Source organism: Albibacillus kandeliae (genome assembly GCF_003116585.1).
Lineage (GTDB): Bacteria > Pseudomonadota > Alphaproteobacteria > Rhodobacterales > Rhodobacteraceae > Albibacillus > Albibacillus kandeliae.
In genome coordinates this window covers 384,236-400,301 of the sequence record NZ_QEHM01000004.1, presented here as the reverse complement: position 1 = coordinate 400,301, position 16,066 = coordinate 384,236, and the positions used below count along the sequence as shown (strand labels likewise).

The following is a 16,066-nucleotide window of genomic DNA, read 5'->3' as shown; positions in this document are numbered from 1 at the left end:
CTTGCCGGTCGCGCAGGCTCCGGGCCGGTCCCGGAGGCGCCCGACGGGGTAAGGGAAATCGGTTAAGGCCGGATCAGGGCACCGTCACGGTCCTCGCGGACCCTTGGCGCAGGTCAGACCGACGCGCCGGGCGGATCGAGCAGGGTAACCGCGTTGATCTTCCAGCCATTCTCGGTGGGGATCATCTGGTAACCAAGGTAGAACCGCCGCCCGGCGCCATCCAGCACCTCCACCCGCTGCCACAGCCTGCCGTCGATCTCGCTGAGGTCAAGAAACCGTGTCTCGGCGGGCCGATAGACCATCGGATAGCCCTGTTGCACCATCCGCCCAAAGTTCTCGGGGGTCTGGAACAGCGACCGGATGCCGGGGCTGGCAAACGAGAACGCCCGGTCGAAGTCGTCCTGCCGGAAGGCATCGAACTGGCTGGTGATGGCAGAGCGTATCTCGTCCTGCTGGGCTCCCGCAGGGGCGGCCGCCGAGAAGGCAAGGAACAGGATCAGGAACAATCGGCGCATGGCTGGGCCTTTCGCAGGTCTGATCCGAATATGCGCCAAGCGCCCGTCCGGATCAAAAATAGTCCTGTTCAGTCCCGGCGATGTTCCGGGTTAACACGGCGTGCGGCCTGCTAACACACTGTAAAACGTCGCAAAATTGGAATGTTTCGCGCGCGAAACATTTTCCGCGCAACCCCCTGATCTTGCTTGAGGGGCCGACGCCTCAGGTGCCGTAGATCGAGCTCCACCGCGCAATCAGCTTCTGCTGAAAGACCTTGGCCTGCCCGTTCCAGTGCCGCGCCCCCGGCGGGCGCTCCCGCTGTTCCCTCGGGATATGCGAACGGGTTTCGGGATCGGCGGCGAAGATGGCAAAGGCCAGTTCGGTCCCGTCGTCGGTGGTGATGAACCCGCCCAGCCCCGAGACGAAGTTCAGCGTGCCGGTCTTGGCGTCGATCCTGACCTTCGAGTTCTTGACCAGCCGCCCCTTGGAATCGAGCACCGGAACCGCCTTCAGCAGCGGCCGCAGCACCCCGCTGCGCCGCGCGTCGACCAGCGCGGCCACGAGGTCCTCCGCCGTCATGCGAGAGTCGGCGCCAAGCCCGGAGTGATCGACCATCCGCGTGCTCTTCATGCCGAACCGCTGCGTCGCCCATTGGCTCATCGACAGCCCCGAATCCTTCAGTGATCGCGGCGGTGTCCCTTCCCGCGCGGCGGTGGCCGACATCCCGACCATCTCGGCGGTCAGGTTGTTCGAGTACTTCAGCATGTCCTTCAGGATCACCGTCAGCGTCGGGCTGCTGTGCGACGCGAGCACCAGCCGCTGGCCCGCCGGGCCGGTGCCATTGCGGGCGGGCTTCAGGACAATCCCGTTGGCACGGGCAAGGGTGCGGAACACGTCGCCCGCATAGTCCGCGGGCCTGCGCACCGGCAGCCAGCGCGACCCGCCGGTGCCAAGCGCCTGCGCCGAAACGGTCCACTGGTCGCGCCCGTTGCCATCCTGAAAGGTATAGACCGGCGCGGCCCGGCTCACGACCTTCATCTCGGCCATGGCCACCTCGGGGCGGTACTTCTCGGTCCGCGCGTCCATCGCCACCTGATACCCGCCCGAGGCCTGTTTCCATTCGAAATGGACCCGGTTGAAGTTCAGCGCGATGCCCGAAACCGCCGGGCTGTAGCCCACCTGTTCCGGCTGTTCCTCGTCGATGCTGTGGGTGTAGGGCAGGCAGCTGTCGTCGACGTAAAAATCACCGCGCACCTCGTGCACGCCCGCCGCCTTCAGCTTGCTCGCCAGGTCGGCCAGCGCGTCGGTATCCAGGAACGGGTCGCCGCCGCCCGAAAGGATCAGGTCGCCGTCCAGCCGCCCATTGCTCAGCGTGCCGGCCCCGAGGATCCGGGTGGTGAAGCGGTGATCGGGGCCCAGCGTTTCAAGCGCGTAGAGCGTCGTCAGCGCCTTGGCCACGCTGGCCGGGGGCAGACGCCGGTCGCCGCCGACGGCCTCCAGCGGCAGCCCGGTTTTAACATCGGAAACGGCCCAGCCGACATCGCCGGAAAACCCGGTCTGGTCGAGCATGGTTTCGGGCCGCGCAGGAAGCCGGGAGCGGGGTTCGCCGGGGCGCGGCACGGGTCGCAGCGAGGCGTCGGGCGCTCCGGCATGGGCGCCGCCAGCCGCGAGACAGGCGGCCAGACCTCCCAGTACGAAACGACGCGTAGGACGGATTTGCATGGCCGTACTTAACCCCAGCCCGACGCGGCAAACAAGCGCGATCATTCGTCTTTTGCAGGCTCTTGCGGCATGGTATTGCCGTCGCCATGTGGCAGGCAGTACTTATCATGTTCATCGCTATGTCGATGATCCCCGCCGGCGATCTGGCGGGCAAGCTCCTGACCGGCAGCTATGGCGCAAGCCCGGTCTTCGTGGCCTGGTCGCGCTTCCTGATCGGCATGGCGATCCTGCTGCCCTTCGTGCGGTTCTCGGCCTTCCGGCTGCTTGCCGACTGGCGGCTCTGGTTGCGCGCGCTGCTCATCACCTGCGGGATCCTGTCGATCCAGACCGCGCTGCGGACCGAGCCGCTGGCCAATGTCTTCGCCGCCTTCTTTGTCGGCCCCATCGTCAGCTTCACCCTCTCCGCCGTGCTGCTGCGCGAACCGGCGGGGCTGTGGCGCAGCCTGCTGATGCTGCTGGGCTTCTGCGGTGTGCTGCTGGTGGTGCGCCCCGGCATCGGCGGCTCGGGCGGCCTGATCTGGGCGGCACTGGCGGGCAGCTTCTACGGGGCTTACCTCACCGCCTCGCGCTGGGTCGCCAAGGTGGGAAGCCCGCTGGAGATCACCTTTACCCAGCTGGTCATGAGCGCGCTGATCCTCGCGCCGCTGGGTCTCGCCAGCCTGCCCGCGCCGTCCTGGCCGGTCGCGGGCCTCGCGGCCACCAGCGCGGCCTTCTCGATGGCCGGAAACCTGCTGCTGCTCTGGGCCTATTCGCGGACGGTATCCACCCGTCTCGCACCGCTCGTATATTTCCAGCTGATCGCAGCCACCGGCCTTGGCTGGGCCGTCTTCGGCGACTTCCCCGACCCGATCACCATCGCGGGCCTCGTGCTGATCATCGGCGCCGGGCTGGTCTCGGCCAGCCTAAGACGCTGACCAGTCCCCGCGCGCCCTGATCTCGGTCGAGCTCCAGTCCACCATCGGCACGTTGACAAAGCACCATGCTGGCGGCTCCGCCTGAGCCAGCAGGTGGCTCGCCGTGCCGCTGATCCGGTAGGGCGCGTAGATGCGCGCTGCCGGAGACATCCGGGCGGAAATCCGGTCGCCCGGACGCGCCAGCACGCCGACGGGCACGTTGTCCATGATATAGCGCCAGTCCTGCCAATGGTGCAGCTGCGCAAGGTTGTCAGCGCCCATCAGCCAGACGAACCGCACGCCGGGATACATCGCCCGCAGGGTCGCGATGGTATGCGCGGTGATCCGGGTGCCGACCTGCGCCTCGATGTCGGTGACCTCGACCCTCGGGTGCTGCATGATCGCGCGGCAGGCCGCCATCCGCGTCTCCAGCGGCGCCGGGCCGCGCGCCTTCAGCGGGTTGCCCGGCGAGACCAGCCACCACACCCGATCCAGTCCAAAGCGCTTGAGCGCCTGCAGGGTGATGTGAACGTGCCCGGGATGCGGCGGATCGAAGGATCCGCCGAGCAGGCCGATGGTCTGTCCGGGCCGGGCAAAGGGATAGCGATAGTTCAAGGCAATTCCAAAAGTTGTCCTGCCCGTTCTGCCGGGGTTGTCGGCTTTGTCAATGACAAGCTGGGGGCAAACCCCCGCGAACCCCCTCGGAAAGATGCAGAAAATCGACAGGGCGGTTTTGACGGGGCCCGGCGGCTCCGATAGTCTGGCGACCGACCCGCGCCGCCGCGCGGCCCCCGAAACATCTGGATATGCCATGAATACCGCCGCCCTCGATCCCGCAGCCGTCGCCGTGCGCGACGCCGCTTGCGATGCCCTGATCGCCAGCCTGTCCGCAGAAGCGGGGGAGGCCGCCGACCCGGAGGCCATCGCGGCCTTCTCGCGCGAGCTGTTCGAGAAGTACTTCGCGGTCAGCCAGATGAAGAAGGAACCGGCCGAGCAGGCCGCCGCCAAGATCGCCAAGATGGTCGCCAAGCAGGCCCGCAAGGAGTTCGCCATCCAGCCCGCTGCCGCTGCGGCCCCCGAACCGGCGCCCGCCCCGGCAGCCGCCGAAGGCCCTGCGGGCACCGTCAACGGCAAGTCCGGCGGCATCGACCGCAAGATCCTGAACGTGCTGACCGAGGTTTCGGCCTTCTTTGGCGAGCCGGTCACCATCCTCTCGGGCCAGCGCAGCAAGCCGCAGCAGGCCAATGCGCTCTATACCAACTGGCAGAGCCACCTGCGCCGGGGCAAGGACAACGCCTGGCTTGCAAAGAACGAGAAGCTGCGGGTGCAGCTCGACGAGCTCAAGCAGCAGAAGGCCAAGGATGCCTTTGTCGAGCTCCTGAACAAGAAGGCGGACTGGTCCGCGCTCAGCAACCACATCGACGGCAACGAGGTCGACCTCGCGGCCAATACCGATCCGAACGTGGTTGCCGCCATCGCCACCTGTCTCAATCACCAGTCGGGCCGCAACTCCGAGGGCGCACGGGTGCATCACTTCGACAACTCGCGCGTGGTCTGGCCGATCACCGAGAGCACCCGCGCCAAGTGGAAGAAGGGCGACTGACGCCCGGCCCTCCGGGGCCCGAAAACCTCCGCGCGCCGCGTTGTCAGGGCGCGCGAGATCCACTAGATACGGCCAAACTCCTTACAACGCGGGATCGAAGCAATGGCTGCCTATCAATACGTCTATCATATGTCGGGTGTCTCCAAGACCTATCCCGGCGGCAAGAAGTGCTTTGAAAACATCAACCTGAACTTCCTGCCCGGCGTGAAGATCGGTGTCGTCGGCGTCAACGGCGCCGGTAAGTCGACCCTGATGAAGATCATGGCCGGCATGGACAAGGATTTCTCGGGCGAGGCCTGGGCCGCCGAAGGCGCCAAGGTGGGCTATCTTCCGCAGGAGCCCAAGCTCGACGAGTCGCTGAACGTGCGGGAGAACGTCATGCTGGGCGTGAAGGCCAAGAAGGACATCCTCGACCGCTACAACGAACTCGCCATGAATTACTCGGATGAGACGGCGGACGAGATGGCGGCACTGCAAGACCAGATCGACGCCGAGAACCTCTGGGATCTCGACAGCCAGATCGACGTCTCGATGGAAGCGCTGCGCTGCCCGCCGGACGACGCCAGCATTGCCGACCTGTCGGGCGGGGAACGCCGCCGCGTGGCGCTGTGCAAGCTGCTGCTCGAAGCGCCCGACATGCTGCTGCTCGACGAACCGACCAACCACCTCGACGCCGAGACCATCGCCTGGCTGCAGGCGCACCTGATCGACTACAAGGGCACGATCCTGATCGTGACCCACGACCGCTACTTCCTCGACGACATCACCGGCTGGATCCTCGAACTCGACCGGGGCCGGGGCATCCCCTACGAGGGCAACTACTCCGCATGGCTGGAGCAGAAGGCCAAGCGGCTGGAGCAGGAGGCGCGCGAGGACAAGTCCAAGCAGAAGACGCTGGAACGCGAACTCGAGTGGATGCGGCAGGGCGCCAAGGCGCGGCAGGCCAAGTCCAAGGCCCGTATCCAGGCCTATAACGAGCTGGCCAACCAGTCCGAGCGCGAGAAGCTGTCGCGCGCCCAGATCGTCATCCCGAACGGCACCCGCCTTGGCAACAAGGTGATCGAGGTCACCGGCCTGAAGAAGGCGATGGGCGACAAGCTGTTGATCGAGGATCTCGACTTTGCCCTGCCGCCGGGCGGCATCGTCGGCGTGATCGGCCCGAACGGCGCCGGTAAATCGACCCTGTTCAAGATGCTGACGGGTCAGGAACAGCCCGATGGCGGCTCGATCGAGTATGGCGATACCGTCGACCTCTCTTACGTCGACCAGTCGCGCGACGACCTGAACGCGGGCGATACCGTGTGGGAAGCGATCTCGGGCGGGGCCGAGATCATCGAACTGGGCGACGCGCAGATGAACTCGCGCGCTTACTGCTCGGCCTTCAACTTCAAGGGCGGCGACCAGCAGAAGAAGGTCGGCCAGCTCTCGGGCGGTGAACGCAACCGCGTGCACATGGCCCGCCTGCTGAAATCGGGCGGCAACGTGCTGCTCCTCGACGAACCGACCAACGACCTCGACGTGGAAACGCTCCGCGCGCTGGAAGATGCGCTGGTCGACTTCGCCGGCTGCGCCGTGGTCATCAGCCACGACCGCTTCTTCCTCGACCGGATCTGCACCCACATCCTCGCCTTCGAAGGCGAGGCGCACGTGGAGTGGTTCGAAGGCAACTTCGAGGACTACGAGGAAGACAAGAAGCGCCGCCTCGGCGAGGACGCGCTGGAGCCCAAGCGGGTCAAGTTCAAGAAGTTCAACCGCTAAGGCACGAATTGGTCCGGGACGGGGATGCCCCGTCCCGGACCCCTCTGTCCGCAGGTCGGGCAGCTATCGGCTTCGGATTTCGCTCCCGCGCAGGCGCGCGACGGCACGAAGCCTCCCTCGGTTTCAACCCTCTATCGGTCACGATTTGATGTGATGTCGCCCGATCGGCGGCGTCATGCGGATGGTTTCGGCGCTTTCCGGCGACGCTCCGCCGGAACGCAATCCGCACGAAACCAACGCCAGATCTCCTCGTTCTCTTCCCGAACGCCAACAAGCGCGTTCAGTAGTGAATGGAGGAAACCATGACGATCAAGTTTGTTACCGCAGCCGCCCTTGCCGCAACCATGTCGACCGCCGCCTTTGCGAGCGGTGCGTCCGTGGGCGCGGATGCCAATGCCGGCGGTGCCGGCGCGGACGCAGCCGTGTCGGCCGAGGCCAACACGGGCATGGGCGCAAGCTCGAGCGAGAACGCGTCGGGCCTGTCGCAGGGCAACCTGATGGCCGAGCTGAAGAACGGTCAGGCCAACAGCGCCTCGTGGTCGAGCCAGATCGCCGCGCTCGGCGATGATGCCACCGTGAACATCGTGTCGCTGAGCGAGTTGAAGGGTGAAAGCGCCGAGAACTCGGCCGCGCTGGAAAGCGAGATGTCGCGCGTGCAGTCCGATGCCGAGATGGCGCGGACCGCCATCGAGGAGAACGCGCATGTGGCCCAGGCGCTGGAGGACGAGAACTACTCGGCGGATGACGTCGTGCTGGTGAGCGTGCAGGGCGCTAACGAGGTGACGCTGATCGTCGACGACATGACCTGATCGCCGCAGGTCATGCCACAAGGGAAGGGGCGGGCCATCTGGCTCGCCCTTTTCTTCGCTTGGATCTCAGCCCGCCAGCGCCCGCGCTTCCTCGGCCGAGAGCCCGGCGACCACCTTGCCGCCCATCTCTCCGGTCATGCGGGTGAAATCCTCGCGGCGCACCTTGTCGCGCACCTCCTGAATGGCGCGCTCGGCGGCGTCCCGGGTGGGCTTGTCGGGCCATTCCGAAATCGCCGCGACAGTCCGGTCGCTGGTCTGGACCAGCTGGACCCGCTCCGCACCGAGGGCGAGCAGCGCAGGCAGGCGCACCGCCTCCACCTGCTTGACGGTCAGGGCAAAGTCCGCCCCGCTGGTCAGTTCCCATGTCGTGATGGTGATGTATCGCATCGCTTCACCTCCCTGCGGCGATGACATGGGCCATCCTAGCATGAAACGGGCGGAAAATCAGGTGCGCTGACTTCTCGACGCCGTGAGGTGCGACTCGGTCAGAGATGTGGTATGCTGTGCGAAGGAAGCCAGTCTACAGCGCCTCACCCCCGGAAAAACCCTGTCGAAGTGCGCTCAGAGATGCTTCGCTAAGACCGCCACGTGTCGAAGCGTGGCGGTTTTTCTGCGCGGAGTCAGGCGCGGCCCACCCAGTCGATGATCTGCCCCGCCGGCATGGCTCCGGCCTGACGGGCCGTTTCGCGCCCGCCTTTGAAGGCCACCAGCAGGGGAATGCCGCGGATGCCGTAGAGCCCGCCAGCTTGCGGGTTCGCCTCGGTGTCGAGCTTGACGAAGCGCGCCTTGCCCTTGAGCGCACCGGCCGCCTTGGCGAACTCGGGGGCCATCATGCGGCAGGGGCCGCACCACGCCGCCCAGAAATCTACGACCAACGGCAGGTCGTCGATCTTCTGCGCCTTCTTCAGCCAGTCGAGGCTGACTTCCTTGGGTTTCTGGGTCATCAGCGGCGCCCCGCAGGTGCCGCACTTGGGATTGTCCGAGAGCTTTGCCTCGGGAATCCGGTTGCCCTGACCGCAGTCAAGGCAGGTAAGCTTTACGCCAGCCATCACATCGCCCCATACATATTCGCGTTTGTCGATATATAGGGGCGTCGGCGCCGGGCGTCATCCCCCGGAGGCCATCCCCGTGCGCGGCAGATAGCGCCTGGGCGCGGGCCTGTCAGGCCACCAGTTGCATCGCGGGGCTTTCGCGATGGATGGAGGAATAGACCCAGTCCTCGGGGCGGTCGGCCAGCCCGGCGCGGACCGGGGCGAACCAGCAGCGGCGCACGGCCTCGGCATAGGACACCACGTCGTCCAGCCTGTGCTGCAGGGCAGGGCGGGCAATGGCGAACCCGGCCTGTTCGGCCTCGGTGAGGCAGAAGGAGAAGACCCGTTCGACCATCGTCCAGCGCTGTTCCAGCCGGGTATCCCCCTCGGGCAGGGACCAGACCGCCTCGATCCGGTCGGGCAGGACCGCCCATGCTTCCTCGATGAAGGGTAGGGCGGTTGCCGTCAGGGCGATGGCTGCACGCAGCGAGTCGATCCGGTCGGTCAGCAGGGTGCCACCGCTCTGCCCCAGGTTCAGGGAGAAGAACATGAGGTTCCGGGTCGAATTCGGGTGCAGGTACAGGGTCATGAAGGAACTTTTCGAAAGTCGAGGTTAATCTTTGGTGAACTCAGTCGCTCTGGAACATGCGCTTGCGCATGGCCGCGAAGAGCTGCTCTTCTTCGGCGCGCTTGATCATCGGGATGCGGTCGCTCTTGCTGAGGAAGGCGTTCAGCGCGTTGCTGGCGGCCATGCCCGACCACAGGCGGTTGCCCGAGATCTCGAGCGTGCGGGTCTCGGGCGCCTTGCGCGCGGTGTCGCTGATCGGGGACCATTCGTCCGCGAGCCGGTCGTTGATCTCCTGGCTCAGGCTGCGCACGTCGATCCGCTTGCGGCCATGCAGCACCAGAACGAAGATACCGTGCCCGGCATAGGCGACGCGGGTGTTGCCCACGTTCACGGAGTCGGCGATCGCCTTGCCGATGGAGTCGAGGTCCTGCCGGAACTGCGCGGCGCTGACCGAGGAGTAGCGGGAGTGCGCGCTGATCATCTCGACGGCGAGGAGGCTCATCGCGTAGCAGCCCGTGGTGCTGCGCAGCAGCTGGTTCTCGATTTCGAGGATGTCGCAGATGCCTTCGATGCCGGTCAGCGCGACGCGCTCGTCGAACTCGATCCTGGTCAGGCGGGTCAGCTCTTCCAGACGGTGCCGGTTGCTCTGTTCGCGCAGAACGCTCTCGTTCAGCATCTGGGCCAGCTTGACGCGGGTCCCGAGTTCGAGGCTGTCGAATGGCTTGCTGACGTAATCGGTCGCGCCGGCGTCGAAGGCGCGATGCATCATGTCGGGCTCGCGCGAGGCGGTGATCATGATGATCGGCGTCATGCGGTGCCGGTCCTGCGCGCGGATCTGACGGCAGAGGTCGATCCCGTCCGATCCCGGCAGGTGAATGTCGAGCAGGAACGTCTCGAACGGACGCTTGGCCGCCTCGAGCAAGGCAACAGCTTCCTCGGCGCTGGAGGCGAGGGTCAGATCGGTCTGACCCTGAGCGGCAAGGCTGTCCCGCAGCAGGTCCTGGATGATCGGATCATCATCGACGGCCAGTATTCGCATCTTGTGCCTGTCTCCCTCGGGTACGCCCGAATGCTCGGAAGGATTTCGGTTTGGTTCACGTATCGAGGATAATGCGGGCCGAAATTGGACTTGATTTGGGCGCGAATTGGGACTTTTCGTGGGCGTTTCGCGGGGCGCTGATCAGGATCGGGCAGGGATTGTTCAAGTATCTGATCCACATGTGTTTTCCGCCCCGTTCCATGATGCGCGAGTTCTTGCCGGAGAGGGGCGCGGGGCCCGCTCCGACGGGTCTGGACTGTCAATCATGTCGTGGGAGGTCCGTCCGTGAACTGGTTCACATGACAACCGAGGGGAGGCCGGAATGGTTCCTGAGGGGCGTGGCGGCCATTGACCCTGCGCACCGGGGCGCTCCATTCTCGGCGGGTCAAGGGACCTTGTGAAAGCCGCCGTCATGCCCCGCCGATCCATGTCCGACAGGCCAGATACGCGGTGGAGCATGGCGTGAATCTATTTGTTTTCATTGCGTTTTTCTTTGCGGCTGTCTTCGGGGCGGAGACCCCGCCAAGCGACCCGCCGAAAGAGGAGGTGGCCGCAGTTCGCGGACGGCTCGCCCCGTTGCAGCTGTTCTCCTTCGTGACCGAGCGGGAGTTCTGCGGCTACCTCTATCGAGATGCGGCGGGCGCGCTGGCCTTCACCGAGATGGAGCGCGGCGACCGGGACGGCTGCACCCCGCAGATGCCCGCTGGCGGGATCGTGCCGATCGCGTCGCTGCACACCCACGGCGCCTATGATCCCGACGTTCCGGCCGAGTTTCCCACCGTGCTGGACATGCAGAGCGACCGCAGCGAAGGGGTGAACGGTTACGTCGCGACACCGGGCGGGCGGCTCTGGTTCATCGACAGCCGCCGCATGGTCGTGCACCAGATCTGCGGGCCCGGCTGCCTGCCGCAGGATCCGTCCTTCCGCGAGGGGGACGACGGCGAAATCGCCCCAAGCTACACCTATCGCGCGTTGCGCCGGCTGGAGGCGCGTTGAGCCGGGTTTTCGCGAATCCTTGCACGAATCCGGGTTTTGAAGCATATGGGAGAGCGCGACGTTAAGCTATCGACCCCACTGCTCCTCTACGGCTCAGTCCTCGATCTATTGACTTTGCCGGCCTGCCGCATCCTGCGGGTAGGATACTAAAACAGGAGTAACGACGATGGCTACGGGCACCGTCAAATGGTTCAACACCACCAAGGGCTACGGCTTCATCGCCCCCGATGGTGGCAGCAAGGACGTCTTCGTCCACATCTCTGCTGTCGAGCGCGCTGGCCTGACCGGCCTGGCCGACCAGCAGAAGGTGACCTTCGACATTCAGCCCGGCCGTGATGGCCGCGAGTCCGCGGTGAACATCGCGCTGGCTGACTGATACGTCGCTGACCGAATTCGGCAGGGGGCCGCAGCGGCGGGCCCCTGCCACGCGTTTCAATCGGCAAGACCCGGGAATGTGGTGATCGAACCTTTCCCGTGGGGTCGGTTTTGACGTTTGGAAGGGGCCGCGCCCGCCCAGTGGGGCGGACGGGCGCAGGCTCTGTCCAAATCCGATCTCTCCCGCACTCCGATGTCTGATCAGGCCGGTTCCCTCAGGGCGCCGCCCAGTCCACGTCGTCCGCCTTTTCCACCGACAACCGCCCATCGGGCCAGGGCCTGCACAGGGCCTGCGCCTCTGCCTCGCCACCGTTCAGCCAGAGGGGGATGTCCTCTGGCGCAAGGATCACCGCCATCCGGTGATGGACTGCGCGCACGTCGCCCGAGGGCTCGCAGGTGACCGCCGCCACCTGGTGCAGCCTCTGCCCGCCCGGCGCGGTCCAGACGTCGCTGATCGCGGCGAAGAAGAGCAGCCCGCCCCCGGTTGGTGTGATGCGCCACGCGGTCTTGCGCCGGGTCTCGCCGGTCCATTCGTACCAGCCGTTCACCGGCAGAACGGCCCGGCCGACGCCCACGAACGCGGTCTTGTCGAAGACGGTTTCCGACCGCGCGTTGATGATGGTTTCCATCACCGGGCGGCCCCGTGCGTTGACCCGGCCCACCGGGATGATCCCCCAGCGCATCCGCGTCAGACCCTCGGGCGCCAGCGTGACAACCTGTTGACCGGGCGCGATATTCCGGCGTGGGGGTTCGTCTGCGATGGGGGCGGCCGGGACGCCGAGCGCGGTCGCGATATCCTCGGGCGTGGCGGTCAGGAAGACGCGGCCCGGCATGGTTCAGCCGGCCCTTGCCCGGTCGATCAGCTGGAGCACCGTTGGCCCGATGGCCTCGACGATCCGGCGGACGCCCTCGGCGTTGGGGTGGATGCCATCCGCCTGCATCAGCGGCGCGAGGCTCGCCGGGTCGGCGCCCTGCCCCGCCAGCCCGGCGAGGAAGCTGGGGAGGAACAGGGTCCCGTACTGCTGGGCCAGTTCGGCATAGTTGCCCTCGAACGCCGCCTTGTAGTCGGGACCGTAGTTGGAGGGCGCCTCCATGCCGATCAGCAGGACGGGAACGTCGGCGGCTTCGGCTGCTTTCAGGATGGTTTCGAGGTTGGAGCGCGAGACGGCGGGGTCGATGCCGCGCAACAAATCGTTACCGCCCAGCGTCACGATCATCGCGTCGACCTCGGGGGTCAGGGTCCAGTCCACCCGTGCGGCGCCGCCTGCGGTGGTGTCGCCCGAGACGCCCGCGTTGATCAGCACGGTATCGGCGCCATGCGCCGCAAGCCATGTTTCAAGCTGCGGGACGAGGCCATCCTCCTGCGGCAGCCCGTAGCCCTGGGTCAGGCTGTCGCCCAGTGCGGCGATGGTCACGGGCTCGGCCCGCGCCGCAAGTGCGAAACAGGCGAAAACAATGCACGTCAAGGCCTTGTGCATGGCGGGCAGGGCTCCATATGAGAGGTCACGTTTCAAATGATACCGCTAGCAAGACAACAGGGCCCATGTCTGACCCAGTTCTTTCCCTTTATGATGCGTCTTTGTCGCTGAATGGCAATGCCGGGCGGGTCGATATCCTGCGCGGCATCTCGCTCGACGTCGCGCGTGGCGAAACCCTCGGCCTGATCGGCCCCTCCGGCTCCGGCAAGTCCTCGCTGCTGATGCTGATGGGCGGCCTCGAACAGGCGACCGGCGGCCGGATTTCCGCGCTGGGCCATGACCTGACGGCGATGGACGAGGACGCTCTGGCGCGGTTCCGCCGCGACCACATGGGCGTCGTGTTCCAGTCCTTCCACCTGATCCCGACCATGACCGCGCTCGAGAACGTGGCGACTCCGCTGGAGCTTGCCGGCAAGCGCGATGCCTATCGCCGCGCGATGGAGGAGCTGGAGGCCGTGGGCCTTGGTCACCGGGCCGACCACTATCCGGCGCAGCTCTCCGGGGGCGAGCAGCAGCGCGTGGCGCTGGCGCGGGCCTCGGCGCCGCGCCCCGACATCCTGCTGGCCGACGAGCCCACCGGGAACCTCGACGAGAGCAACGGCGCGGCGATCATGGACCTGCTGTTCGGGTTGCGGGACCGTCATGGCGCAACACTGGTGATGGTGACCCACGCGCCCGAACTGGCCGAGCGGTGTGACCGGGTGATCCGCCTGCGCGACGGTCAGCTCGAGCGCGAACTCGAACACGCCGCCGCCGAATGAGCCTGCCGACTGCCCTTACCTTCGCCCGCCGCGAATTGCGGGGCGGTCTCAGGGGGTTTCGCATCTTCCTTGCCTGCCTTGCGCTGGGCGTTGCGGCCATTGCCGCCGTCGGCACCGTCCGGTCCTCGATCGAGGCGGGGCTGGCGCGCGAGGGGGCGGCGCTGCTGGGCGGCGATGCCGAGATGGAGTTCACCTACCGCTTCGCCACCCAGGAAGAGCGGGACTGGATGAGAGCGAACGCCCTTGCGGTGTCGGAGGTGGTCGATTTCCGCTCGATGGCGGTGGTCGGGGAGAACGGCACCGCCGAGCGGGCGCTGACCCAGGTCAAGGCGGTGGATGATGCCTATCCGCTGGTGGGCACGGTGCAGCTGGACCCCGAGATGCCGCTGGCGCAGGCGCTGGCGGGGCAGGACGGGGTGCCCGGCGCAGTGATGGAGCGGGTGCTGGCCGACCGGCTCGGGCTGCGGCCCGGTGACGGGTTCCGGCTGGGCACGCAGAACTTCGTGCTGTCGGCGATCCTCGCGCGCGAGCCCGACAATGCCTCGGCCGGTTTCGGGCTGGGGCCGCGCACCATCGTGGCCACCCCGGCGCTTGACGGGTCTGGGCTGATCTCGCCGGGGTCGCTGTTTTCCACCGACTACCGGCTGGACCTGCCACCGGGCGCGGACCTTTCGGCCACGGCGGCACAGGCCCGGGCTCGGTTTCAGGAGACCGGCATGCGCTGGCGCGACGCGCGCGACGGGGCACCCGGCGTGCGACGCTTCGTCGATCAGCTGGGCGCCTTCCTCGTGCTGGTCGGTCTCTCCGGCCTTGCCGTGGGCGGGGTCGGGGTTTCTGCGGCGGTGCGGGCCTACCTTGCGGGCAAGACCGGCGTGATCGCCACGCTGCGCACGCTGGGCGCGGACCGGGCGACCATCTTCCAGACCTATTTCCTGCAGATCGGCGCGCTCTCCCTCGTGGGGATCGTGCTGGGCCTTGTCCTCGGCGCGGGCATCCCGGTGCTCCTCGGGCCGCTGCTGGAGGCGCAGCTGCCGGTGCCAGCAGTCTTTGCCATCTATCCCCGACCGCTGGTGGAATCCGCGATCTACGGCCTGTTGACCGCGTTCATCTTCACCCTCTGGCCGTTGGCCCGGACCGAGGAGGTGCGCGCCGCGACGCTGTTCCGCGACGCGCTCTCGTCCGCCCGGATCGTGCCGCGCCCGCGCTACGTGGTGGCGACGCTGCTGGCGCTGGCGCTGCTGATCGGCTGCGCGGTCTGGTTCAGCGGGACATGGCGGCTGACGGTCTGGATGGCCGCGGGCCTTGCCGGGGCTCTGGTTTTGCTCGCGCTTGCCGCCTTCCTGATCCGCCGCCTCGCCCGGCGCGGCGCCTCCGTCGCGCGGGGGCGACCGGCCCTGCGCTGGGCGCTCTCCGCTGTGTCAGGCACGCGCGAAGGCGCGGTATCGGTCGTGCTGTCTCTGGGGCTCGGCCTGTCGGTCCTTGCCGCCGTCGGACAGATCGACGGCAACATCCGCCGCGCGATCTCGGGCGAGTTGCCCGACGTGGCCCCCTCCTACTTCTTCGTCGACATCCAGAAGGATCAGATGGAGGGGTTCACCGAGCGGGTGCAGGGTGACCCCGAAGTATCGCGCATGGACAGCGCGCCGATGCTGCGGGGCGTCATCACCCGCATCAACGGCCGCCCCGCGCAGGAGGTGGCCGGGGGGCACTGGGTCGTCCGGGGCGACCGGGGCATCACCTATGCCGACGCGCTGCCCGAGCGCACCCGGATCACGGCCGGGACGTGGTGGGGCGAGGGCTATGACGGCCCGCCGCAGATCAGCTTTTCGGCCGAGGAGGCCGCCGAGATCGGCCTGAAGCTGGGCGATACCATGACGCTGAACATCCTCGGGCGCGACATCACCGCGACCATCACCAGCTTTCGCGAGGTCGATTTCTCGAACGCGGGCATGGGCTTTGTCCTGACGATGAACGCCAAGGCGCTGGAAGCCGCGCCGCATACCTACATCGCGACCGTCTATGCCGCGCCCGATGCCGAGGCGCCGCTGCTGCGCGACCTTGCAACCTCCTATCCGAACATCACCGCGATCCGAGTGCGGGACGCCATCGACCGGGTGAGCGAGGTGCTGTCGGGCATCGCCTCGGCCACCTCCTACGGTGCGGCGGCGACCCTGCTGACCGGCTTCCTCGTGCTGATCGGCGCGGCGGCTGCGGGCGAAGGCGCGCGCACCTACGAGGCAGCCGTGCTCAAGACGCTGGGCGCGGCGCGCAGCCGTATCCTTGCGAGCTTTGCCCTGCGGTCGGCGCTGCTGGGGCTTGCTGCCGGGGTGGTCGCGCTCGCCGCTGGGATCGGCGGCGGCTGGGCGGTCAGCGCCTTTGTCTTCGAGACCGATTATGCGGTCATCTGGCCCTCGGCGCTCGGCATCATCGCCGGGGGCATCATCGCGACCATGCTGGCCGGGCTTCTTTTCGCATGGCGCCCGCTTGCGGCCCGCCCGGCGCAGGTGCTGCGCGCCCGGGAATAGGGCGCGCCAGTGG

The 16,066-nt window shown here is 67.0% G+C and carries 17 protein-coding genes; 8 read left to right on the top strand and 9 right to left on the bottom strand.

The genetic code is table 11. The annotated features are described in order from the left end of the window. Positions 1-113: 113 nt before the first annotated feature. Together DDT93_RS12660 and dacB are read right to left on the bottom strand one after the other, a co-directional pair. Entirely contained in the window at positions 114-515 is a 402-nt protein-coding gene (locus DDT93_RS12660; protein WP_109466205.1) for a DUF4864 domain-containing protein, read from the bottom strand. Between the two features lie 202 nt (positions 516-717). Further along, a complete protein-coding gene (dacB, locus tag DDT93_RS12655) occupies positions 718-2,217 on the bottom strand; it encodes a D-alanyl-D-alanine carboxypeptidase/D-alanyl-D-alanine endopeptidase (RefSeq protein ID WP_109466330.1) in 1,500 nt (499 codons plus the stop codon). A gap of 107 nt (positions 2,218-2,324) precedes the next feature. Here dacB and DDT93_RS12650 point away from each other — a divergent pair, with 107 nt between their 5' ends. Then, positions 2,325-3,131, top strand: coding sequence for a DMT family transporter (locus tag DDT93_RS12650; RefSeq protein WP_232825445.1), 807 nt, complete (start codon positions 2,325-2,327; stop codon positions 3,129-3,131). Here the strand turns inward: DDT93_RS12650 and DDT93_RS12645 are convergent. Continuing rightward, complete coding sequence (locus DDT93_RS12645; protein WP_232825444.1) at positions 3,120-3,725, bottom strand: nicotinate-nucleotide adenylyltransferase; 606 nt, start codon at positions 3,723-3,725, stop codon at positions 3,120-3,122. The two genes, DDT93_RS12650 and DDT93_RS12645, sit on opposite strands and share 12 nt — an antisense overlap. A gap of 196 nt (positions 3,726-3,921) precedes the next feature. On the opposite strand from DDT93_RS12645, the gene DDT93_RS12640 reads away from it, so the two are divergent. From DDT93_RS12640 to DDT93_RS12630, 3 genes are all read left to right on the top strand, one after another. After that, positions 3,922-4,713 (top strand): hypothetical protein, encoded by a 792-nt coding sequence (locus DDT93_RS12640; protein ID WP_109466202.1) that lies wholly within the window; start codon positions 3,922-3,924, stop codon positions 4,711-4,713. A 102-nt stretch (positions 4,714-4,815) separates the two neighbouring features. Further along, entirely contained in the window at positions 4,816-6,471 is a 1,656-nt protein-coding gene (gene ettA, locus DDT93_RS12635) for an energy-dependent translational throttle protein EttA (protein WP_109466201.1), read from the top strand. A gap of 302 nt (positions 6,472-6,773) precedes the next feature. After that, on the top strand, positions 6,774-7,280 hold the full coding sequence (locus DDT93_RS12630) for a hypothetical protein (protein WP_157960159.1): 507 nt from the start codon (positions 6,774-6,776) through the stop codon (positions 7,278-7,280). Positions 7,281-7,346: 66 nt separating this feature from the next. On the opposite strand, the gene DDT93_RS12625 is transcribed toward DDT93_RS12630, so the two are convergent. The 4 genes from DDT93_RS12625 to DDT93_RS12610 form a co-directional block, all read right to left on the bottom strand. Beyond that, the gene (locus DDT93_RS12625; protein WP_109466199.1) at positions 7,347-7,667 is read right to left on the bottom strand and encodes a hypothetical protein; all 321 of its coding nucleotides are present in this window, start codon (positions 7,665-7,667) and stop codon (positions 7,347-7,349) included. A 233-nt stretch (positions 7,668-7,900) separates the two neighbouring features. After that, positions 7,901-8,329 (bottom strand): thioredoxin domain-containing protein, encoded by a 429-nt coding sequence (locus DDT93_RS12620; RefSeq protein ID WP_109466198.1) that lies wholly within the window; start codon positions 8,327-8,329, stop codon positions 7,901-7,903. A gap of 112 nt (positions 8,330-8,441) precedes the next feature. After that, positions 8,442-8,900, bottom strand: coding sequence for a hypothetical protein (locus DDT93_RS12615; RefSeq protein ID WP_109466197.1), 459 nt, complete (start codon positions 8,898-8,900; stop codon positions 8,442-8,444). A 40-nt stretch (positions 8,901-8,940) separates the two neighbouring features. Beyond that, complete coding sequence (locus DDT93_RS12610) at positions 8,941-9,918, bottom strand: response regulator (RefSeq protein WP_109466196.1); 978 nt, start codon at positions 9,916-9,918, stop codon at positions 8,941-8,943. Between the two features lie 546 nt (positions 9,919-10,464). Between DDT93_RS12610 and DDT93_RS12600 the strand changes: the two genes are divergently transcribed. Both DDT93_RS12600 and DDT93_RS12595 read left to right on the top strand, forming a co-directional pair. Continuing rightward, positions 10,465-10,914, top strand: a complete 450-nt coding sequence (locus tag DDT93_RS12600; protein ID WP_157960158.1) for a DUF4329 domain-containing protein — start codon at positions 10,465-10,467, stop codon at positions 10,912-10,914. Between the two features lie 166 nt (positions 10,915-11,080). After that, complete coding sequence (locus DDT93_RS12595) at positions 11,081-11,290, top strand: cold-shock protein (RefSeq protein ID WP_109466193.1); 210 nt, start codon at positions 11,081-11,083, stop codon at positions 11,288-11,290. A 214-nt stretch (positions 11,291-11,504) separates the two neighbouring features. Here the strand turns inward: DDT93_RS12595 and DDT93_RS12590 are convergent, their stop codons facing one another. Next, positions 11,505-12,122, bottom strand: coding sequence for an SOS response-associated peptidase (locus tag DDT93_RS12590; protein ID WP_109466192.1), 618 nt, complete (start codon positions 12,120-12,122; stop codon positions 11,505-11,507). Positions 12,123-12,125: 3 nt separating this feature from the next. Continuing rightward, complete coding sequence (locus DDT93_RS12585) at positions 12,126-12,767, bottom strand: arylesterase (protein WP_109466191.1); 642 nt, start codon at positions 12,765-12,767, stop codon at positions 12,126-12,128. 65 nt (positions 12,768-12,832) lie between these two features. On the opposite strand from DDT93_RS12585, the gene DDT93_RS12580 reads away from it, so the two are divergent. Next, positions 12,833-13,528 (top strand): ABC transporter ATP-binding protein, encoded by a 696-nt coding sequence (locus tag DDT93_RS12580; protein WP_109466190.1) that lies wholly within the window; start codon positions 12,833-12,835, stop codon positions 13,526-13,528. Next, positions 13,525-16,053 carry an ABC transporter permease gene (locus tag DDT93_RS12575; protein WP_109466189.1) on the top strand — a complete coding sequence of 843 codons (2,529 nt, stop codon included), beginning with the start codon at positions 13,525-13,527 and terminating at the stop codon, positions 16,051-16,053. Before DDT93_RS12580 ends, DDT93_RS12575 begins: the two co-directional genes overlap by 4 nt. Positions 16,054-16,066 lie beyond the last annotated feature (13 nt).